17 protein-coding genes are annotated in these 20,146 nt (G+C 46.3%); 10 read left to right on the forward strand and 7 right to left on the reverse strand.

From position 1 onward, the window contains the following. Positions 1–408 precede the first annotated feature (408 nt). From OH458_RS06240 to fabV, 3 genes are all read left to right on the forward strand, one after another. Complete coding sequence (locus OH458_RS06240; RefSeq protein WP_038138730.1) at positions 409–1,035, forward strand: TetR/AcrR family transcriptional regulator; 627 nt, start codon at positions 409–411, stop codon at positions 1,033–1,035. A 70-nt stretch (positions 1,036–1,105) separates the two neighbouring features. Next, positions 1,106–3,397: an acyl-CoA dehydrogenase gene (locus OH458_RS06245; RefSeq protein ID WP_269977640.1), complete on the forward strand. Its 2,292-nt coding sequence runs from the start codon at positions 1,106–1,108 to the stop codon at positions 3,395–3,397. A 202-nt stretch (positions 3,398–3,599) separates the two neighbouring features. Next, entirely contained in the window at positions 3,600–4,802 is a 1,203-nt protein-coding gene (gene fabV / locus OH458_RS06250) for an enoyl-ACP reductase FabV (RefSeq protein ID WP_269977641.1), read from the forward strand. A 74-nt stretch (positions 4,803–4,876) separates the two neighbouring features. Here fabV and xthA read toward each other — a convergent pair whose 3' ends face one another. Continuing rightward, the gene (gene xthA, locus OH458_RS06255; protein WP_038138724.1) at positions 4,877–5,683 is read right to left on the reverse strand and encodes an exodeoxyribonuclease III; all 807 of its coding nucleotides are present in this window, start codon (positions 5,681–5,683) and stop codon (positions 4,877–4,879) included. 209 nt (positions 5,684–5,892) lie between these two features. Here xthA and OH458_RS06260 point away from each other — a divergent pair, with 209 nt between their 5' ends. Further along, positions 5,893–8,010 (forward strand): methyl-accepting chemotaxis protein, encoded by a 2,118-nt coding sequence (locus OH458_RS06260; protein ID WP_269977642.1) that lies wholly within the window; start codon positions 5,893–5,895, stop codon positions 8,008–8,010. A 58-nt stretch (positions 8,011–8,068) separates the two neighbouring features. On the opposite strand, the gene OH458_RS06265 is transcribed toward OH458_RS06260, so the two are convergent. Genes OH458_RS06265 through dinG form a run of 5 tightly spaced genes read right to left on the reverse strand, consistent with a single transcriptional unit; the run spans position 8,069 to position 12,790 of the window. Further along, complete coding sequence (locus tag OH458_RS06265; protein ID WP_269977643.1) at positions 8,069–9,196, reverse strand: cupin domain-containing protein; 1,128 nt, start codon at positions 9,194–9,196, stop codon at positions 8,069–8,071. Further along, complete coding sequence (rsmS, locus tag OH458_RS06270) at positions 9,196–9,351, reverse strand: pleiotropic regulatory protein RsmS (protein WP_269977644.1); 156 nt, start codon at positions 9,349–9,351, stop codon at positions 9,196–9,198. Before rsmS ends, OH458_RS06265 begins: the two co-directional genes overlap by 1 nt. Beyond that, positions 9,352–9,900 carry a primosomal replication protein gene (locus OH458_RS06275; protein ID WP_038138715.1) on the reverse strand — a complete coding sequence of 183 codons (549 nt, stop codon included), beginning with the start codon at positions 9,898–9,900 and terminating at the stop codon, positions 9,352–9,354. After that, positions 9,897–10,676: a sulfite exporter TauE/SafE family protein gene (locus OH458_RS06280; protein ID WP_005470518.1), complete on the reverse strand. Its 780-nt coding sequence runs from the start codon at positions 10,674–10,676 to the stop codon at positions 9,897–9,899. The genes OH458_RS06275 and OH458_RS06280 overlap by 4 nt, the downstream gene beginning before the upstream one ends. A 38-nt stretch (positions 10,677–10,714) precedes the next feature. Beyond that, positions 10,715–12,790 (reverse strand): ATP-dependent DNA helicase DinG, encoded by a 2,076-nt coding sequence (gene dinG / locus OH458_RS06285; protein WP_269977645.1) that lies wholly within the window; start codon positions 12,788–12,790, stop codon positions 10,715–10,717. Positions 12,791–13,308: 518 nt separating this feature from the next. Between dinG and OH458_RS06290 the strand changes: the two genes are divergently transcribed. Further along, positions 13,309–14,265, forward strand: coding sequence for a porin (locus OH458_RS06290; protein ID WP_269977646.1), 957 nt, complete (start codon positions 13,309–13,311; stop codon positions 14,263–14,265). Between the two features lie 63 nt (positions 14,266–14,328). Continuing rightward, on the forward strand, positions 14,329–14,985 hold the full coding sequence (locus OH458_RS06295; RefSeq protein WP_269977647.1) for a YccT family protein: 657 nt from the start codon (positions 14,329–14,331) through the stop codon (positions 14,983–14,985). A 64-nt stretch (positions 14,986–15,049) separates the two neighbouring features. Here the strand turns inward: OH458_RS06295 and bioA are convergent, their stop codons facing one another. Continuing rightward, entirely contained in the window at positions 15,050–16,330 is a 1,281-nt protein-coding gene (bioA, locus tag OH458_RS06300) for an adenosylmethionine--8-amino-7-oxononanoate transaminase (protein ID WP_269977648.1), read from the reverse strand. Positions 16,331–16,458: 128 nt separating this feature from the next. Here bioA and bioB point away from each other — a divergent pair, with 128 nt between their 5' ends. Genes bioB through bioD form a run of 4 tightly spaced genes read left to right on the forward strand, consistent with a single transcriptional unit; the run spans position 16,459 to position 20,140 of the window. Next, positions 16,459–17,511, forward strand: a complete 1,053-nt coding sequence (bioB, locus tag OH458_RS06305; RefSeq protein WP_038138701.1) for a biotin synthase BioB — start codon at positions 16,459–16,461, stop codon at positions 17,509–17,511. Further along, a complete protein-coding gene (locus tag OH458_RS06310) occupies positions 17,483–18,649 on the forward strand; it encodes an 8-amino-7-oxononanoate synthase (protein WP_269977649.1) in 1,167 nt (388 codons plus the stop codon). Before bioB ends, OH458_RS06310 begins: the two co-directional genes overlap by 29 nt. A gap of 4 nt (positions 18,650–18,653) precedes the next feature. Beyond that, complete coding sequence (gene bioC, locus OH458_RS06315) at positions 18,654–19,457, forward strand: malonyl-ACP O-methyltransferase BioC (protein WP_269977650.1); 804 nt, start codon at positions 18,654–18,656, stop codon at positions 19,455–19,457. Further along, positions 19,454–20,140, forward strand: coding sequence for a dethiobiotin synthase (gene bioD, locus OH458_RS06320; protein ID WP_269977651.1), 687 nt, complete (start codon positions 19,454–19,456; stop codon positions 20,138–20,140). Before bioC ends, bioD begins: the two co-directional genes overlap by 4 nt. Positions 20,141–20,146: the final 6 nt, after the last annotated feature.

The raw sequence follows: 20,146 nt of genomic DNA on the forward strand, positions 1-20,146 counted from the left end.
AAACCGAAGCCGTCGAGGGTAAGCGGCCTGCTATTTTAGCTAAATCGGGCTAGTGGACCAAATGATCCTAATCATGAAGATAAAAAAAGCCCAGAGCAATAGTGCTCTGGGCGGATACAAACATAGGAGTTAATAAGAAAAAGCAGCGTAAATTAGTAGCTTCAGTAAGAAAACAAGTTCGACGGCCTGTCAACTTAGGAAATGCTCTGCTAACTACAATTAATCAGACTGGCGTAATTCAAAACAGTTCAATAAAAAACGGAAAAATTTTAATTTTTTTCTTTCAGCGGTTTAGTTGCTTGAAAAATGTTCTGGTCGGACCAATGCGCAAAAATGTGATGTTAACAGCTTGTTGATTATTTGTGTCAGGTGTATATTTCAAACAGTTGTTTAATACGAGTGATTGAAATGGCAGGCAGAAACAGTACCAAAGAAAAAATCCTTGATGTCGCCGAAGCGCTTTTTGCAGAGCACGGGTTTAATGATACTTCTCTACGTACGATAACCAGTAAAGCAGGGGTTAACCTTGCTTCGGTGAACTACCATTTCGGAGATAAGAAAACGTTAGTTCGAGCAGTACTTAATCGATACCTAGAAGCGTTTATGCCAGCGGTGCAGGATGCGCTGATTACGCTGAATTTGAACGATCACTATGAAATGTCGGATGTGTTTGAGTCGCTCAGAGCACCGCTGCGCAACTTAAATGATGTCAGACCGAATGGGACAAGCCGTTTTATGTTGCTGATCGGCCGCGGGTACACCGATGTTCAAGGTCACTTACGCTGGTTTATTACCACCCGTTATCAAGACACCTTGTCTCTATTTACTGACTCAGTGATGAAAGCCAACCCTAAATTGACTCAAGAAGATTTGTTTTGGCGGCTGCATTTTACGCTCGGAACTTGCGTTTTCACCATGGCTTCGAGCCAAGCTCTGCTTGAAATCGCAGAAAATGATTATGGCAAATCGATGGATGCAAAATCGGTTGTCGACCAACTTATTCCATTTTTAGCAGCAGGCGTCGCTGCGGAATAACGCACTAAAACTCTACAAATACATATAAGAAAAATATTGGAACACCTACAGTGAACAAAAGGATCGGATTATGAGCTCTCTAAGACAAAAATGGATCAGTGACCCAGCTTTCAAAATGTTTAAGAAAGTGCTACCTCCACTATCCAGCACCGAAAAGGAAGCAATGGAAGCGGGTAGTGTTTGGTGGGATGGAGAGTTGTTCTCTGGTCGTCCTGATTTCACCAAACTGCACCAATACCCAACACCAACGTTGACCGCAGAAGAGCAGTCGTTCATGGACAATGAACTGGAAACACTGCTGGCAATGTTGGATGACCATAAAATCGTGAAAGAAGATCGCGACTTACCGCCAGAGGTATGGGAATACCTGCGTAAAGAACGTTTCTTTTCACTGATCATTTCCAAAGAATACGGTGGGCGTGAGTTCTCATCATTGGCGAACTCGACCATCGTCTCGCGTATAGCAACGCGCAGTATCAGTACTGCGGTTTCGGTGATGGTACCGAACTCGCTCGGCCCAGGTGAACTTCTTTCGCACTATGGTACCCAAGAGCAGAAAGACTACTGGCTACCGCGTTTAGCAGACGGGACTGACATTCCTTGTTTTGCCTTGACGGGGCCGGAAGCTGGCTCAGATGCAGGCGGTATCCCAGACGAAGGCATTGTGTGTTACGGCGAGCATGAAGGCGAAGAAGTCCTTGGTATTCGTTTGAACTGGAACAAGCGTTACATCACGCTAGCACCTGTTGCGACGGTTCTTGGTCTTGCATTTAAAATGTACGACCCTGACGGTTTGATGGGCGAGAAGAAAGAGCTAGGCATTACTTGTGCGTTGATTCCAGCAGATCATACCGGTGTGGAAATCGGTGAGCGACATGACCCACTAGGTCTCGCGTTCATGAATGGTCCAACGCGTGGTAACGATGTGTTCATCCCAATGGAATGGTTAATCGGTGGCCAAGAATACGCAGGTAAAGGTTGGCGTATGCTGGTGGAGTGTCTTTCAGCAGGTCGTGGTATTTCACTGCCGGCGCTAGGCACGGCAATGGGCCACTTAACAGCACGTACAACGGGTGCTTATGCTTATGTTCGCAAACAGTTCGGTATGTCGATTGGTAAGTTTGAAGGCGTGGCTGAATCGCTTGGTCGTATCGGTGGATTAACGTATCTGCTCGAAGCGAGCCGCACATTAACGACAACGTCGCTCGACCTGAAAGAAAAACCAGGCATTGTCACCGCAATTGCCAAATACCACATGACCGAAATGGCGAGAACGATCCTTAATGACTCGATGGATATCCACTCCGGTCGCGCTATTCAAGATGGACCAATGAACTACTTGGCAGCGCCTTACCTCGGTATCCCAGTTGCTATCACGGTCGAAGGGGCAAACATTCTGACCCGTAACCTGATGATCTTTGGTCAGGGCGCGACACGCTGTCATCCATACGTCCTTAAGGAGATGGAAGCGGCGGCAAATCCAGATGAGAAGCAGGGCGCGAAAGAGTTTGATGATCTGCTGTTTAAGCACATTGGTCACGCAATGAAGAACACCTTCGGTGCATTTGGTGCAGCATTGACGGGCTCTCGCTTTATCAAAGCGAGCATGAGCGGTCCAACTCAGACGTACTACAAAGAGATGACTCGCCTAAGCCGTGCTTTAGCGGTGAGTGCAGATATCGCGATGGCAACTTTGGGTGGCGATCTGAAACGTAAAGAGATGATCTCAGCTCGTTTAGGTGATGTGCTTGCTTACCTGTACATGGCATCAGCGGCACTGAAGAAGTATGAAGACGAAGGGCGTCAGCAACAAGACTTAGACTATGTTCACTACGCAGTGCAGCACTGTTTGTTCCATGCTGCTCAGTCACTTCAAGAAGCGTTTACTAACTACCCACAGAAAGCGGTCGGTCGCCTATTGAAAGTGTTGGTATTCCCACTTGGTAATCACTATCAGAAACCAAGCGATACCCTAACTGTCAAATTGGCGGAAAGCTTAATGACTCCGGGCGCGCACCGTGACCGTCTGACTCATCTTTGCTACATCGGTGCGGATGAAAACGACAGCGTAGGCTTAATGGAAAATGCTTTCTTGGCTATGTATGGCGTGAAGAGCTTGGAGCGTAAACTGATGCGAGCTGCCAAAGAGGGTAAAGTCGCGCGTAAAGGGTTGCTGAAAGACCGCTTGGCTCAAGCTTTGGAAGCAAATGTCCTAACGCAAGAGGAAGTGGATCAAATTGTCGAAGCGGACAAACTGCGCTACAAAGCGATTCAAGTTGACCACTTTAGCCATAATTTCAGCGAAGTTCGCACGCATGGTGAGCAAAAAAAGCGTAAAGCGAAGCTAGATAGCGCAGCGTAATATCGCGATTTTTGGTCAAAACTGTGCTTAACCAGCACACCAATAAGGCATCTCAATGAGATGCCTTTGTTTTGCGTGGAATCTAGCAGAAGCGTTTGAAAGTGCTCCAACCACTTGCATTTTAGCGACATTTTTACAGAAATTAGATGCGATTTTATGTTGAACCTTTTATCCTAGCGGGGTTTTGTTAAGGAAGTTGAATATGATCATCAAACCTAGAATTCGCGGATTTATCTGTACTACTACGCATCCTGTAGGCTGTGAAGCTAACGTAAAAGAACAAATTGCTTACACTAAAGCGCAAGGCCCAATCAAAAATGCACCTAAACGTGTGCTTGTTGTTGGTGCTTCAAGTGGCTACGGTCTATCTTCTCGTATCGCTGCGGCATTTGGTGGCGGTGCTTCAACCATTGGTGTTTTCTTCGAAAAAGAAGGCACAGAGAAAAAGCCAGGCACAGCGGGTTTCTACAACTCAGTTGCCTTTGAAAAGCTTGCGCGTGAAGAGGGCCTTTACGCGAAAAGCCTTAATGGCGATGCGTTCTCAAACGAAGCAAAAGAAAAGACAATTGAGCTGATCAAACAAGATCTTGGTCAGATTGATATGGTTGTTTACTCACTGGCGTCCCCAGTACGTAAAATGCCTGAAACTGGTGAGCTTGTTCGTTCATCTCTCAAACCTATCGGTGAGACTTACACTTCAACAGCAGTTGATACCAACAAAGATTTAATCATTGAAGCAAGCGTTGAACCTGCAACGGAAGAAGAGATCAAAGACACTGTTACTGTTATGGGCGGTGAAGATTGGGAACTTTGGATCAATGCATTGTCTGAAGCTGGTGTACTGGCTGACGGTTGTAAGACTGTGGCGTACAGCTACATCGGTACTGAGCTAACTTGGCCAATCTACTGGGATGGCGCGCTAGGTAAAGCGAAGATGGACCTAGACCGCGCAGCAACGGCTCTTAACGATAAACTAGCAGCAACTGGCGGCGCGGCTAACGTTGCTGTTCTTAAGTCTGTAGTCACTCAAGCAAGCTCTGCAATTCCTGTAATGCCACTGTACATTGCAATGGTATTTAAGAAGATGCGTGAAGAAGGCGTTCATGAAGGCTGTATGGAGCAAATCTACCGTATGTTTAGCCAACGTCTGTACAAAGAAGATGGCAGCGCAGCAGAAGTGGATGAGAAAAACCGCCTACGCCTAGATGACTGGGAACTGCGTGATGACATCCAACAGCACTGTCGTGATCTGTGGCCACAAATCACTTCTGAAAACCTAAAAGAGCTTACTGATTACGTTGAGTACAAAGAAGAGTTCTTGAAGCTGTTTGGTTTCGGTGTGGAAGGCGTTGACTACGAAGCGGATGTTAACCCAGACTACAAAGCAGATTTCATCGCTATCTAATCTAGATTAGCAACGCGAGAAGTAAAAAATCCGGAGTTTGGCTCCGGATTTTTTGTATTTGTCACTTTGAAAAACTACTTAAACGTTGACCAAATTGGCGCATGGTCAGACGGTTTTTCAATGCCACGCAATTCGTAATCGATATCGGCTTCAATGCATTTCGCTGCGAGCTTAGGTGTTGCCAATACCACATCAATGCGTAGTCCGCGATTGTCTGGGAAGCCTTTCGAGCGGTAGTCAAACCACGAGAAACGATCGTTTACGTCAGGGTGGATCTGACGGAAAGTATCGACAAAGCCCCAATCTAATAAAGTTTGTAGCCACTGACGTTCTTCCGGTTGGAAAGAACACTTACCTGTTTTCAGCCAGCGCTTGCGGTTTGGTTCACCGATACCGATATCGGCATCGATTGGGCTAATGTTAATGTCACCCATCACGATCAACTGCTCATCGTTGTTGTGATGATCGTTTAGGTAAGTCATCAAGTCTTTGTAAAACTGACGCTTATACGGGAACTTTGTCTCGTGACCGATGTTGTCGCCTTGTGGAAAGTAACCGTTCAGTACGGTGACTTTCTCGCCGTTGTCATCTTCTAACGTCACCATAATCATGCGCTTTTGGTGCTCATCATTATCGGTCGGAAAGCCTTTCTGTACCGAAATTGGCTCCTTCTTACACAGCATCGCGACACCGTAATGGGCTTTTTGACCATGGAAGTAGACTTTGTAGCCCATCGCCTCGACGTCTTCGAGAGGGAAGGCTTCATCGTGCACTTTGATTTCCTGTAAACCAATCACATCAGGCTGATGTTTATCAATGACTGCTTGCAGTTGGTGAAGTCTGGCGCGAAGCCCGTTGATGTTGAAGGAGATGACTTTCATCCGGATTCCTTTTTATTTTTCTGTGACGAAATTTATTCGATGTTATCACTTTCTTTCAAAGGATACGAAAGTAACGCGAACGTTTGATTCGCATTAACACATTCGTAAACTTTTAATTGATATATCAGTGCATTGTGTTGTAATTAAATTGTTAATATTTTGCTCGCTGTGGTGTGGATGCACAAAGTGTCCGCTAAAAAGGATGTAATATGCGAACTCTATCTGTTCAATGGAAAATCTCTTTATTAGCAGGGTGCTGCCTGCTCCTCACATCGTTATCTCTCATTGGATTCTCTATCTATAACGCGGTCACGAATCAACAATTGATCAAGCAACAGAGCTCTCAATCGGTAATTAAGAAATCAGAGCAACTGATTGAGACACAAGCGCGCTTGAATGCGACGGTCGTGGCAGAATATTTGAATGAAGCGCTTTATCGCGCAGAAATGCTCGCGGCGAGCGCTCTATTTCAAAAGACCAACAGCGAAGAAAATTTTGGCGATAGTGAAGAGCTCAGAACTGCGTTGGATGAGATGGTCAGAAAGTCGGTGCTTAACTTTGACTCGATTCAAGGTGCGTATTTGGTGTTTGAACCCAACATGCTCGACAATGAAGATGCAAATTATGAAGGGGCGGAATATGTGGGTTCGAATGAAAAAGGACGCTTTGCCCCGTACTGGGTGACGGCTGAGAATGGCGAAAACATCATCCCTAATGTGTTGGCTGAGTCCACCCTTTCTGCGAACGAAAATAGTGAACGTTTCTTTTGCCCGATTTCCAGTGGCGCATCGTGTATTTCCTCACCCAAGCAGGTTAATCATCAAGGCAGTTCATTTCTTGCCTCTTCGCTTTCCGTTCCTATTTTGATCGATGATATGGCCGTGGGCTTTTTTGGTATCGATTTGCGCCTTGACCCGCTTAGAGCGTTGGCGGTTGAATCGGATGCAAAGTTGTTTGAAGGGCAGGGCTCGGTATCTATTGTGAGTCTAGATGGCACTTTGATCGGCAGTGATGATAGCAGCAAAACGCTTGGTCAGCCGTTTAACAGCGCTTATGTAACGGGCGATCAGCTGACCGATCTTCTCTTTGGACAATCGGTGGAAACTCACTGGAGTAGCGATGGCGAGCGCTTGACCGTATTTGCACCTATCGTGGTTGCCAACCAAACTTGGGGCGTGCTGTTTGATATGCCAAGAAGCAGCGTTTTAAGGGATGCAGTACAACTGGATAGCATCATCAGCGAGCAGGTGAGCGCCAGTATTCAGACTGAAATATTGGCCGGCTCGGCTTTGGTTATTTTCGGTTTGCTCACCGTAGCATTTATGGCGTCTCGTTTGGTTAAGCCGATACGCGAAGTGGTCGCAAGACTCGACGATATTGCGTCTGGCGAAGGCGACCTTACTCAAAGGATTGAAGTAAAATCAGGCGATGAAATTGGCCAGTTGGCCAACGGTTTCAACCTCTTTTTAGGTAAGCTGCAAGTAACAATTAAAGATATAATCGACAACACAATGCAGGTTGCGACAACTTCAGAGCAATCAAAAGTCGCGGCGCAAAATACCAGCAGCAGTAGCGACGCTCAGTTTAAAGAGGTCGATTTAGTCGCGACCGCGGCCGAGGAAATGACTCAGACCGCTGGGCTTGTCGTACAAAATGCGCAAGTGGCTGTGAGAGAAGCGGAAAGAGCCAACGACGCAGCATCGGTTGGGCAACAGGTTATCGAGAAGTCACAACATGAAATGGAACGTTTGGTAGAGAGAATGACCTCGGCAGTCCCAGTGGTTGAAGACCTCGCCAAAAACAACGCGAATATCACCGAGATCTTAACGGTGATTGAAGGCATTTCTGAGCAAACAAATCTACTTGCTCTCAACGCTGCAATTGAAGCGGCGCGAGCTGGCGATCAAGGCCGTGGTTTCGCGGTGGTTGCTGAAGAAGTGAGAAACTTGGCAAGTCGTACACAATCTTCGGTGGGTGAAATTCGAGAAGTGATTGCCAGCGTTCAAACGGGCACCCAAGATGTGGTGTCAGCCATCCAAGAAGGGAATGAACTGGCGCAGCATTCGTCAAATCAAGTCGAACAAGCGGTGGGCGAATTGAGCCATATATTTGAGTCGATTGCTTCGATTAATGATATGAACAGCCAAATCGTTAAGGCAGCAGAAGAGCAGCAGTCGGTGTCTGGAGAGGTTAACCAAAGCGTCAGTAATATCAGAGATCTCAGCGCGCAGATATTATCGCAAGCCGAAGAGTCAGAGACGGTCAGTGTGCAGATTGGCGAGCTCTCGAAAAACCAACAACAGCTCGTTAATCAGTTTAAAGTGTAATGAAAAGCCGCAGTGTTGCGGCTTTTTTGATCTTGAGGCAGTCAGATGCTCAGTCGAGTTAATCTAAATACCAGTACCCTAGGTTAACTAAGCGTGTCAGTAACGCGATCCAAGACGGGTATTCAATTGAATAGCTATCGAGCGTGATAGACGCTTGGTCGCAAAGAATAGGCGCAAACGCGGGCTTCGCCACAGAAAACTCTTCACCATTGATGAATACATGATTCGCGTCATTGGCGTGGTACAGCGTTCTCAAGCCTGATACTTTTACCACATGACCGAGCGCTTCTAAGTGAGCATATACTTGCTCTTGCGATATGATTTCTTCAGGTTCGACAATATCAAGTTGGTGACGAGATTGGCTCAAGTTGATGGCTAAGAAGTTTTCAATATCTTGCTTGGATTCAAGCGCAGACTGCAGCATTTGAGTCAGCAGGGTAAGATCAGAGCGTAAAATTTCACCCTGATTGCGTTGAGTTTGCATTTGAGGGTTATGCAGATGCACATCGCCTTTTTCTTTGGCGAGGACATAATCAGCAAAATGGCTCAGCAATTCTTGCTCTTTTGGGGAGCGAAAACCCATTGAATAGCTCATGCTCGGCTCAATGGTATTGCCCTCATGCGGGAACCCGGGCGGAATGTAAAGAATATCTCCAGGCTCCAAGACTTCGTCGATTATTGCGTCAAAGCCTTCGATTTGGCGCAGAGCACCTTGGATGGATTCTTGGTACTGTCCTTCGTCGGCGGCGCCTACTCGCCAACGTCGTTTCCCGCTGCCTTGAATGATAAATACATCATATTGATCGATATGCGGTCCAACGCCACCTTGAGGAGCGGAATAGCAGACCATCAAGTCGTCAAACAACCATTGAGGCAGCGCTTTAAATGGAGCGACTAACTCTGCTGCGCCCAGATGCCAGTGATTACACGCTTGAACAATCAATTGCCAGTGGCTTTCCTCGAGTTGAGAAAAGAGTGACTCGGGTAGCGGACCATGTTGTGCTCGCCAATGACCGTCCCTATTGGTGACAAATCTAGAATCAACTTCTTCTTCCATCGCCAAGCCGGCAAGTTCTTCTGGCGAAATAGGATCGATAAAGTTGGCAATACCATGCTTTATAACGGTTGGTTGCTTGTGCCAATATTTGGCTAAAAAAGAGTCGAGTTCAAAAGAGAGTTGATACATTAATCAGCCTGTTCCAGTTTGCTTTCTAAATCAGACTTAACGATCTTGATCGCTTCAAGCGCGACTTTTGGGTCGACTTCGTTGCTTTCCAATAAGTAAATCAAATCAACAGCGAGTTTGATTTCGTCAGGGGCATTATCGAGTCCGGAAGACATTTATTGATTTCTCTCACGGTAAGTTATTTGGTTTTCAATTTTCAGCTTCGCCTCTTGGCAACGTTTTAAACGTTGCTCGGTGGCGAGCAATTCCTGCTGAGCCGCTTGTTGCTGAAAGGGCGGGGCATATTGAAGTGCGAGCTCTTTGTCTCGTACCATTTCCATTAAACGCCGCTCCCACTCTTGATGCTGAGATAGGTGTTGATAAAGCTCGTTAATGGGCTTTTGGAAGTAGCTTCGGTGCTTTGGCTCGTTCTTGCGTATCGTTACCGTCGCAAGTTCTCGCTGAATCGCACTGATTTGAGATAAGAGGCGCTCGGTTAAGTATTCGGCACGTAAGGCGGTGAGTTTCCCTGCCGCTTCTTCGCGAATGATGCTATCTAGGGTCGATTGGGTCTCTTTGACACAAGGGACCAAAAGCTTGGACCGACCTTTGAATAGGCGTTCGTCGAAAAGAGGCAAATGGTGCTCGCCTCTTTTTCTATCGACCGCGGCTGCTTGCTGTGCTAACTCGTCGAGAGTATTGGAGAGTTGACTAATCCGGCTCATAAATTAACAAACCACGCTTCGTAGGCCAGTTTTACTGCAAGGATGCTGACAACAGTAACAAATACTGGGCGAATAAACTTTGCGCCAAATCGGATTGCTGAGTGTGCGCCCACGAAGGCACCAGCCATCAAACACAGACCCATGGTTAAACCTAATACCCAGTCGATATGGCCAAGAATGGCAAACGTCACCAAAGAAGTGAAGTTGCTGGTAAAGTTCATTGCTTTGGATAGACCAGAAGCGAGCAAAATATTGAGCTTATAGAGCGCCATTGAGCTGACTGTCCAAAAAGCACCGGTTCCGGGCCCTGCGACACCATCATAAAAACCGAGAATGAGACCTTGTCCATACTGTTTCTTGTTTAGTACAGGGCATGGTTCTGGCATCTCGTTTTTAACTGCATTTGGTGTTTTATGCCAAATGGTGTAGACGGCAGCGGCTAATATGATCAGTGGAAGGATTTTCTCTAGCCACTCTGTCGAAATCAAATCGACAAACAAGGTACCAAGGGTGGCACCAATAAGCGTAGAGACAAATGCCCGTTTCCAGCAGCGCGGTTTGAATAAGCGTTTGCGGTAATACGTAAATGCCGCCGTTGAAGACGCGAAGGTAGCAGCAAGTTTATTGGTGCCGAGTGCGATATGCGGGGGTAAACCCAGTGATAGCAGTGCAGGGACAGTGAGCATCCCACCTCCACCAGCTACCGCATCAATGAATCCAGCAGCAAAAGCAACAAGGGCCAACACCAACAGCACGGTTGGCTCAAACAATTCCATAGAGTTATCTTTTTATAGTTGTTTATGGTCAACGGACCTTAGTATTCAATCACGCGTTTAAACGGTGGTAGGGAGTCTAGCAATGATTTTCCATATCGTTTGGTTACAATACGGCGATCAAGGATGATGACTTTACCAGAATCCCTCTCTTTACGCAGCAAGCGTCCCACTGATTGAATCAGTTTTTTACTTGCTTCCGGTACCGTGATTTGCATAAAAGGGTTGCCGCCACGGTTTTCAATATATTCTGCATGTGCTTGCTCTACCGGCGAAGTGGGAACACCAAAGGGAATCTTGGTGATGATTAAGTTCTCTAATAGCTCTCCCGGTAGGTCGAGCCCCTCAGAAAAGCTCCCAGTCCCAAACAGCACACTGGTTTTTTGGCATTGTGCGAGTGTTTTATGTTTTTTTAGTATTTCCGCCCTCGACTCTTGGCCTTGAACTTGAAGTGCCCATCCTTTTTTAACGAAATATGTTGAGAGCGCTTCAGCAACCTGATTCATTTGCCAATAGGATGAGAATAAAACTAAATTAGCCTGTTTGTCCTCGATTAAGTTAGGCAAAATATCGATAAGATATTCCGTAAACTGAGGAGCCTGCGGTTCATATTTCATTTTAGGCACCCGAAGCTCAGCTTGATTCTGATAATCAAACGGAGACGCGAGGGCTAAGAAACGTACGCCGTCTTCCGGTTTTTCGCTGATACCTGCTTGGCGGCAAAAAAAACTAAATGAGTTGAGTGCACGCATTGTCGCTGAGGTGAGTACTGCACCAATACAGCGACTCCATAACTGCTGATCGAGCTGCCAGCCCACTTCAAGAGGCGAAACATTGACAACAAAATCGCCTTCACGTTCTGGGCTTACTTCAAGCCATCTTGCAAGAGGGGCGCCTTTTTCGCGTTGAGGCTCTGCCATTAGGTTCCAGACGGCTGCAAGGTTGTCCATCCTCTGAATATAGAAACCCAACTCCGCCAATGCTGGCTCAGCCAACCGGTTGGTGAGTTCGCCATCTTTAACTCGCTCGGCAATCAAATCCGCAATTTTCCCGACGGCTTGAGATCCTTTTTGAGAGAGCTTCTTTAGTTCTTTAGACTCTTCATCAAGCCATGACGGCAGCTCGCCATTTTCAAATCGATAGATATTTTCTTCAAAATGCGCAGGATCAAATCGGGTTGCCAACTGAGATAAAGAGGGAATCAACTGTTGAATCGCATCCTGTAGTTCATTGCGAAATCGGCTGACTCGTTTTTCATCGGCGAGATTGGCAAACTTGGTCACGGACTGGTTCAAACGCTCTAGCCAACTCGCAGCGCCTTTCAAGCTTGCAGCGGCGGATGAGTGATCCCGTGCGACATGGGGTAGGTGATGCGCTTCATCGAATACATAGATGGTATTCTCTGGCTCTGGAAGTATGACGCCGCCACCAAGATCTGCGTCCGCCATTACCAAACTATGATTGGCAATGATGATGTCGGCTTTATCCATTTCAGAGCGGGCTTTCTGGAATGGGCAACCTCTATGAGCAGGCATACTCCCATTGCAGCTGTGTTTGTCACTGACGATGAGCTGCCAAATGGCATCATCGATAGGCTTTGGCCAAGAATCTCTGTCTCCGTCCCATTTATTTTCGGCGAGTCTCTTATACATCAACTCCAGCTGATCGATCTCTTTCTTCTTTGGCTTGGTCTCAAACATCGCCAGTTGACCGCCGTCCACACCCGAGGCCGCTGCCAGCTTTTCTGCGCAGCAATAACGCTGTCTGCCTTTAGCGAGTATAAAAGAGAACTCACGATCCGTGATGCGTCTATATAGAGGAAGGTCTTTATTCACCAACTGTTCTTGCAGCGCGACGGTTGCGGTCGATATGACAACCTTTCTGTTGTTATGCAAGGCGACAGGAATAGTCGCCATCAAATAAGAAAGCGATTTACCGATTCCCGTGCCTGCTTCTGCGACAATCATCCGAGTTGATTTGTGATACTCACCACACAGTGTCTTTGTTATTTCCGCGACAAGGTAGTTCTGGGCACGTCGAGGTACAAAGTTATCTAACTGGGATTGGAGGTTTTGATAGCTGTTGCGAATGGATTCTTGGATTTTACTGGTTGTCATACGGAGATCTCTAAAACGGGATGAGGATGATAGCACACTTCTCTAAGCGCTACTCAGCTCACGAAATAGAATCCTTAATCCGCAAATGTGGATCTTGTTCACAAAAAAAAACTGAACCATCAGCGACTTAGATTAATTTCTAAATGTAAAAAATATATAACTCTATCTCATATAATATCGTGGTTATAAATTTTATTAATCTTTTTTTAACTCTTATTTTTTGGTGTTTTATTCTGTTTTTTATTTTTGTGCTTTTACGGATATTTATCGGGTTTAGGGTATGAACTTGGTCGTAAAATGTGCGCAAAACTATGTAAGTTGCTGTTATTAAATGTTTTTATGTTTTTTTACGTGAGGTTTTTAGAAGATTTGACACGCAGGACATTCTTTTGCAATCTAGACCCCGCAATTTAGATGGCGATGGCATCAAACCCAAATAGAGGTGAGAGTCATCATCAAAAAACATAAAGGGAACCGGATAAGGATTTCCCAGTTTTAAGAAAAGGCAGTGGATTATTATGAAAAAGACTCTAGTAGCTCTTTCAGTTCTAGCAGCAGCATCAGCACAAGCTGGTATTGAACTATACAACCAAGATGGCGTAACAGTAGCTCTTGGCGGTGACGTTGAAGTTGTTTACGTTAAAGACAAAGCAAAAGGTTCTGAAGCTGAGCAACAAATTCAAGACGCTGACATCAGCCTTGATGTTCGTTATGCAATCAACGACGCGCTTCAATTCGGTGGTTTCTGGCAAATCAACGATGTAGGTGTTGACGAAGACGCTGGAAACGATGGTGACGCTTACGTTGCTTTCTACTCAGACGATTACGGTTCAATCAAGTTTGGTCGTACTTGTGCAAACCTAGATGACGCTGGTATCGGTTCTGACTTCCAGTTCGGTCTAAGCACGTTCTTCGGCGGTGACGACAGCCACTTCTGTGCAGACGAAACAATCCGTTACGATCTTGACAAAGGCGCGTTTTACGGCGGTTTTGCTCTAGTACAAGACAAAAACGGTGACGAAGGTCTAAACGACGACTCTACTTACTTCGATGGTAAACTAGGCTACCGCGTTGAAGACTTCGACTTTACTGCATTCTACGGTGCTGGTGAAGTTGGTGAAGGCGCAGCTGCTCATGATGAGAAGCTTTGGTCTGCTCAAGCTCGTTACAACGGTGTAGAGAACCTAGAGCTAGCTGCTGCTTACTACAACATCGATAACTCTGACGTATCAATCGATACTATCGGCCTAGCTGCAACATACACAATCGAAAAAGTTGTGTTTGCTGGTGGTTACAGCACTTCTAAGTCTGACGCTTCAGGCTCAGACAGCTTCAATGCTTGGTACGTAAACGCTGGTTACAAGCTAGCTCCAAACACTACAGCGTATGCTGAAGTTGGTGGTGACAACGGTGAAAACGACCAAGGTGAAAGCAACGAAACTGGCGTTGCTGTAGGTATCAAAGCTTACTTCTAAGCCTAAATACTAGACACTTAAGCCACCCATAGGGTGGCTTTTTTAGTTCATAAGAGGGATTATATGAAAGCTTTATCAATTGTGATTATGATGTTGCTAACGGCGAGTGTGAATGCCGCTAGCCTAGAGCCTAAAAAAGGCACAAACTTCTTGTTTCTTAACGGTGTCGAGCTTGATGATAAGCGTGAAGTTGTCGATATTCAGTCTGGGCCTATTCAGATAATTGTAAAATATAGTAAGAAGCTAAAAGACTCTGGAGAGGACCGAGTGTTCGACTCAAATCCATTTGTTATTAGCTTCGAAGCTACAAACGATGATATTTCTGTAGTTCCTCCTAAATTGTACACGTATGAGCAAGCAAATAGAGCATTCAAGAACAGCCCAGAATGGGTGATTAGAACAGCAGATGGAAAACCAATAGAATACACTCAAGAAGCACTTGATCGTTCAGAAGGTTTTATGCCTTATTTTAATATGCCAGAACGAGTAGCAAAACATAATGAAGCGCGTGGCATCGTTTTCGGCTCTTCGGCAGCACTTGTAGCAAAAGCAGCTGTTGCAGAACAAGCAACTCCTGCAGTGCCAAATACACAGGCTAAGTCAGATAAAGTTATCAAGCCTGTAGACACGGATAACCTTGAGCAACTAAAGGCTTGGTACGTTAAAGCGTCTAAGCAAGAGCGAAAAGAATTCCGACGTTGGATGATTGACCAAGAGTAGTCATTCGCTGACGTTTACCACAAGAAAGGCTTCCGTTGTGGAAGCCTTTTTGCGTATCAGCGCTTTAATACTGAAAACAATCGGGAGATGTTAACGCTGACTTAATTGCGGCAATGAGCTTCTCAATATCCGCAGGTCGGCTAATAAATGGAGGCATTATGTAGATGAGTTTACCAAATGGCCGTATCCAAACGCCTTGCTTAACAAAGTGTGCTTGAATGGCACCCATACTGACGGGGTGGGTTGTTTCAACCACACCTATCGCGCCTAACCAGCGAACGTCTTTGACTAGAGAGTATTTCATTAGGTTAGGTAATAGCTCTGAAAAAATGCCTTCGATCTGTTTGGTTTGCTTTTGCCAATTACCGCTTTCTAATATCTCCATGCTCGCCGTAGCAACAGCGCACGCCAACGGGTTACCCATAAAGGTTGGCCCATGCATAAAACATCCTGCCTCACCACCACATACGGTATCTGCGACCTCTTTTGATGCTAGGGTCGCCGATAATGTCATGTAACCCCCAGTTAAGGCTTTACCGACGCAAAGTATGTCTGGCTGGATGTTAGCGTGTTCGCAAGCAAACATCTTCCCGGTTCTGCCAAATCCGGTCGCAATCTCGTCCAAGATCAAAAGTAATCCATATTGATCACACAGATCCCTAACTCCTTTTAAGAACTCAGGGTGATAGATTCGCATTCCTCCAGCACCTTGTACTATCGGTTCTAAAATGACAGCTGCGATGTCCTTATGATTCTCCTCGACTTTACGTGTGATATCGTCAAGGTCACTTGGTTGAAACTCCTGCCAGAAACCGGACTTTGGTGATGACGCAAAGATATGTTCAGGCAAGAAGCCTTTGTAAAGTGAGTGCATTGAATTATCGGGATCAGTGACAGACATTGCTGCAAAAGTATCACCGTGGTAACCGTCTCGTAAGGTAAGGAACTTTGCTCGCCTCTCACCCTTAGCATGCCAATACTGGAGCGCCATCTTTAAACTTACTTCGACCGCAACCGAGCCAGAATCGGCTAAAAATACGTGTTCTAAGTTATCCGGTGCAAAGTTGAGCAGTTTTTTGCAAAGCTCAATAGCTGGCTCGTGAGTGATTCCCCCAAACATAACATGTGATACCGTATCGATTTGGCGGTGCGCAGCCGCGTTGAGCTGAGGGTGGTTATACCCATGTATCGCACTCCACCATGACGACATTCCGTCAACGAGTTGATTTCCATCTTCCAATTCAATTAACACGCCATGTGCAGAGACAACGGGGTAGCAGGTCAGAGGTGTTAGCGTTGATGTGTAGGGATGCCAGATATGACGGCGGTCAAAGGCGAGATCCATAGATATGTGTCCTATTTTTCTGGTTAAAAGATAACCATCTGTAAACTTTTAATTTTCTTAATTGTTGACAGTCTACCTGCCGAGGTTAGACTAGCCAAGTAACAAATCTAATAACTAAAGGAATGCACGTGGAAGTACGTCACAACTGGACTGTTGCAGAAGTTCGTGAGCTTATGGAAAAACCATTCATGGATCTCCTCTTCGAAGCGCAACTGGTTCACCGTCAATACCAGCAACACAACCATGTTCAAGTCAGCACACTGCTGTCGATTAAAACAGGGGCATGTCCAGAAGACTGTAAGTACTGTCCGCAAAGTGCGCGCTATAAAACCGACGTAGAAAAAGAGCGTCTGATGGAAGTCGAGCGTGTTTTAGACGCTGCGCAAAAAGCGAAAAGTGCGGGGTCAACACGTTTCTGCATGGGGGCGGCTTGGAAGAATCCTAAAGAGCGTGATATGCCACACCTTAAAAAGATGATTGAAGGTGTTAAAGGCATGGGGCTGGAAACTTGTATGACGCTTGGTATGCTTACGCCAGATCAGGCAAACGAGCTAGCCGACGCGGGTTTGGATTACTACAACCATAACCTAGATACGTCACCAGAGTTCTACGGTAACATCATTACCACTCGTACTTACCAAGATCGCCTTGATACTTTGTCTCATGTCCGTGATGCCGGCATGAAGATTTGTTCGGGTGGCATCATTGGCATGGGTGAAAGCGTCAATGACCGAGCGGGTCTTTTTGTAGAATTGGCAAACTTGCCGGTTCACCCAGAAAGCGTGCCGATAAACATGTTAGTCAAAGTGAAAGGCACACCACTTGAAGAGGTGGATGATGTCGAGCCGTTCGACTTTATTCGCTTGATTGCCATTGCACGCATCATGATGCCAAAGTCGGCGGTTCGCCTTTCTGCTGGCCGTGAGAACATGAATGAACAGATGCAGGCGCTCTGTTTTATGGCAGGGGCCAACTCGGTATTTTATGGTTGCAAACTGCTCACTACACCAAACCCTTCCGAAGACAAAGATATGCTGCTGTTTGATAAGTTGGGCATCAATAGTCAGCAGGTTTCTCAAAAACCAGATGAGATACAAGAAAATGACCTTTTAGACCGAGTTGTCGAGCGCGTAGCTGCACGACCGGCTAAAGATGATTTGTTCTACGATGCCAGCGTTTAAAGCGCGTATAAAGCGCGAGTTGCAGCGTCGTCAAGAATTTGGGCTTTCTCGTCAAGTCAAAGAGGTCAATTTTGGCAACTGCCCCGTACTTGAGAATGGTGGGGAGAAGTTCTTAAATTTTTCGAGTAATGATTATTTGGGCTTGGCCTGCGACGATGAATTGCGCAGGGCTTGGCAAAAAGGGCTTGAGATCTATGGCTGCGGAAGTGGTGCGTCGCCACTGGTTACGGGTTTTAGCTCTGCCCATGCGGGGTTAAAGTCCGCGTTATGTGAATGGTTGGGCTTTGAGAGCGCAGTACTATTTGGTTCGGGCTTTGCGGCAAATCAGGCATTGATTTTTGGCTTATTAGAAAAGGGCGATTTACTGCTGCAAGATAAGCTCAATCACGCTTCTTTGATGGAAGCAGGTATGCTTTGCCCTGCAACAATGAAACGCTTTAAGCACAATGATGTTGCATCGCTTAAGGCACTCCTGACCGACGATGCGTTTGTCATCACAGAGGGGGTCTTCAGCATGGATGGCGATCTGTCACCACTTGCAGATATCCGTGCTGTGGTAGAGGAGGGCTCCTTGCTGGCGGTCGATGATGCTCATGGCATCGGTGTACTGGGGAGTGAAGGCCAAGGCAGTTGTCATTTGGCTCAAATCACTCCTGACGTTTTGGTTGTCACGTTTGGTAAAGCATTTGGCCTTTCGGGCGCGGCAATTCTATGCAGTGAAGAAATGGGCGACTACCTAACTCAATTTGCTCGTCACCACGTTTACTCAACGGCGATACCGCCTTCACAAGCGTATGCCTTAACTCACGCGGTTACCATGCTGCAAACTCAGCATTGGCGTCGAGAAAAGCTCGCGGAGTTACAACATAGCTTCAAAGAGAACTTTAGCCGTTTTCCTGGTTATGTAGAAACAGTAACCCCCATAAAACCGGTGTTACTTGGTGACAGTCACTTTGCTGTGGAAGTATCACAGGCTTTGAAAAGTAAAGGGTTATGGACCACCGCCATCCGTCCACCAACTGTGCCGCAAGGTACAGCGAGACTGCGAATCACGTTGACGGCTAATCATGAGTTGTCGCACGTCTTGCCTTTGGCTGAGAACTTAGAACGACTACTTGAGAATGGAAGTATAGGGTGATTGGATGGAACAAGCGTTAGCGGTACACGGATCGTCATCCAATGATAAAACGGCCATAGCTGAGGCGTTTGGCAAAGCGGCTCAAACTTACGATGCTCACGCGGCTTTCCAGCGTGACGTCGGCCATCGGTTACTCGATTTGATGCCTGCAGACCTGACGGGGCGAGTTGTGCTCGACCTTGGTTGCGGCACTGGGTATTTTTCGCAGAGGCTACAGCAAAGGGGCGCTCACGTTGTTTGTTGTGATTTATCGCAGCAGATGCTCGACACTGCCCGAAAACGCTGTGGCGAGCGCAATATGAGTTACCACTTGGGAGACGCAGAGAAGCTGCCATTTAAGGTTGAGCAGTTTGATATGGTGTTTTCGAGCTTGGCACTGCAATGGTGTGAGGATCTCGCCGATCCACTTAGAGAGATTCGCCGCGTACTAAAGCATACTGGACAGGCCTATTTCTCTACGTTGCTGGATGGCTCATTGAGCGAGCTTAAGCAGTCTTGGGCGAAAATTGACTCATATCAACACGTGAATGACTTTATCAGTACCAATCAGGTAAAAATTGCGTTAGCGCAATCCGACTGCGTAAACCATCGACTAGACTTGCCCTCGATCACAGTTTGGTACACGACGGCTTTTTCTCTCATGCGTGATTTAAAAGGCATTGGAGCAACTCATGTTCACGGTCGCTCTCATGGCTTGACAAGCCGTACAGTGCTTCGCCAAGTCGAGCAAGCATACCAGACGTTCAAAAACCATCAGGGTCTTCTTCCTGCCACTTATCAGGTTTGTTTAGGGGTTATTCATCGATGATTGATGCATTTTTTATAGCTGGTACGGATACCGATGTTGGAAAAACAGTTGCTTCAAAAGCAATTTTAAACGCGCTTGCTGAAAATGACTTAAATACTATTGGCTACAAACCAGTAGCAGCAGGCAGCGAACGAACAGAGCAAGGCTTTCGCAACTCTGATGCACTGTATTTGCAAAGTGCAGCGACAGTTGATGTCGCCTACGATGATGTGAACCCTTATGCGTTAGAATTACCGGCGTCTCCGCATATTGCAGCGCGTCGTGAAGGGGTCGAAATCAATTACTCAGTCTTGAGTGCAAAGTTAGCTGAGCACAAAGCGAATTCGGATATTGTTTTAGTCGAGGGTGCGGGCGGTTGGCGCGTTCCGGTATCAGACAGCGACTGCCTTTCAACATGGGTACAACAAGAAAAGCTGCCTGTCGTGTTGGTCGTCGGGATTAAGCTAGGCTGTTTGAGCCACGCAATGCTTACGCTAGATGCAATCAAAGCAGATGGCTTAGAAGTAGTAGGTTGGGTTGCAAACCGCGTAAACCCAGGCACAGAACACTACGCTGAAATTATTGAAATGCTAGAGCAAAAAATTGATGCGCCAAAAATCGGTGAGATTCCTTATGTTCCTAGTGTCAAACGTAAGGGCTTAGCAAAGTACATTAATGTTGAACCATTAATTAAACGCAGTTAATACAAA

The sequence above is a fragment of the Vibrio sp. MarTm2 genome, assembly GCF_027587055.1.
Classification (GTDB): domain Bacteria; phylum Pseudomonadota; class Gammaproteobacteria; order Enterobacterales; family Vibrionaceae; genus Vibrio; species Vibrio sinaloensis_D.

Bases quoted from the DNA above. Each gene is read 5' to 3' on its own strand.
- OH458_RS06240 (WP_038138730.1), top strand. From the start codon at position 409: ATGGCAGGCAGAAACAGTACCAAAGAAAAAATCCTTGATGTCGCCGAA.
- OH458_RS06245 (WP_269977640.1), top strand. From the start codon at position 1,106: ATGAGCTCTCTAAGACAAAAATGGATCAGTGACCCAGCTTTCAAAATG.
- fabV (WP_269977641.1), top strand. From the start codon at position 3,600: ATGATCATCAAACCTAGAATTCGCGGATTTATCTGTACTACTACGCAT.
- xthA (WP_038138724.1), bottom strand. From the start codon at position 5,683: ATGAAAGTCATCTCCTTCAACATCAACGGGCTTCGCGCCAGACTTCAC.
- OH458_RS06260 (WP_269977642.1), top strand. From the start codon at position 5,893: ATGCGAACTCTATCTGTTCAATGGAAAATCTCTTTATTAGCAGGGTGC.
- OH458_RS06265 (WP_269977643.1), bottom strand. From the start codon at position 9,196: ATGTATCAACTCTCTTTTGAACTCGACTCTTTTTTAGCCAAATATTGG.
- rsmS (WP_269977644.1), bottom strand. From the start codon at position 9,351: ATGTCTTCCGGACTCGATAATGCCCCTGACGAAATCAAACTCGCTGTT.
- OH458_RS06275 (WP_038138715.1), bottom strand. From the start codon at position 9,900: ATGAGCCGGATTAGTCAACTCTCCAATACTCTCGACGAGTTAGCACAG.
- OH458_RS06280 (WP_005470518.1), bottom strand. From the start codon at position 10,676: ATGGAATTGTTTGAGCCAACCGTGCTGTTGGTGTTGGCCCTTGTTGCT.
- dinG (WP_269977645.1), bottom strand. From the start codon at position 12,790: ATGACAACCAGTAAAATCCAAGAATCCATTCGCAACAGCTATCAAAAC.
- OH458_RS06290 (WP_269977646.1), top strand. From the start codon at position 13,309: ATGAAAAAGACTCTAGTAGCTCTTTCAGTTCTAGCAGCAGCATCAGCA.
- OH458_RS06295 (WP_269977647.1), top strand. From the start codon at position 14,329: ATGAAAGCTTTATCAATTGTGATTATGATGTTGCTAACGGCGAGTGTG.
- bioA (WP_269977648.1), bottom strand. From the start codon at position 16,330: ATGGATCTCGCCTTTGACCGCCGTCATATCTGGCATCCCTACACATCA.
- OH458_RS06310 (WP_269977649.1), top strand. From the start codon at position 17,483: ATGATTTGTTCTACGATGCCAGCGTTTAAAGCGCGTATAAAGCGCGAG.
- bioC (WP_269977650.1), top strand. From the start codon at position 18,654: ATGGAACAAGCGTTAGCGGTACACGGATCGTCATCCAATGATAAAACG.
- bioD (WP_269977651.1), top strand. From the start codon at position 19,454: ATGATTGATGCATTTTTTATAGCTGGTACGGATACCGATGTTGGAAAA.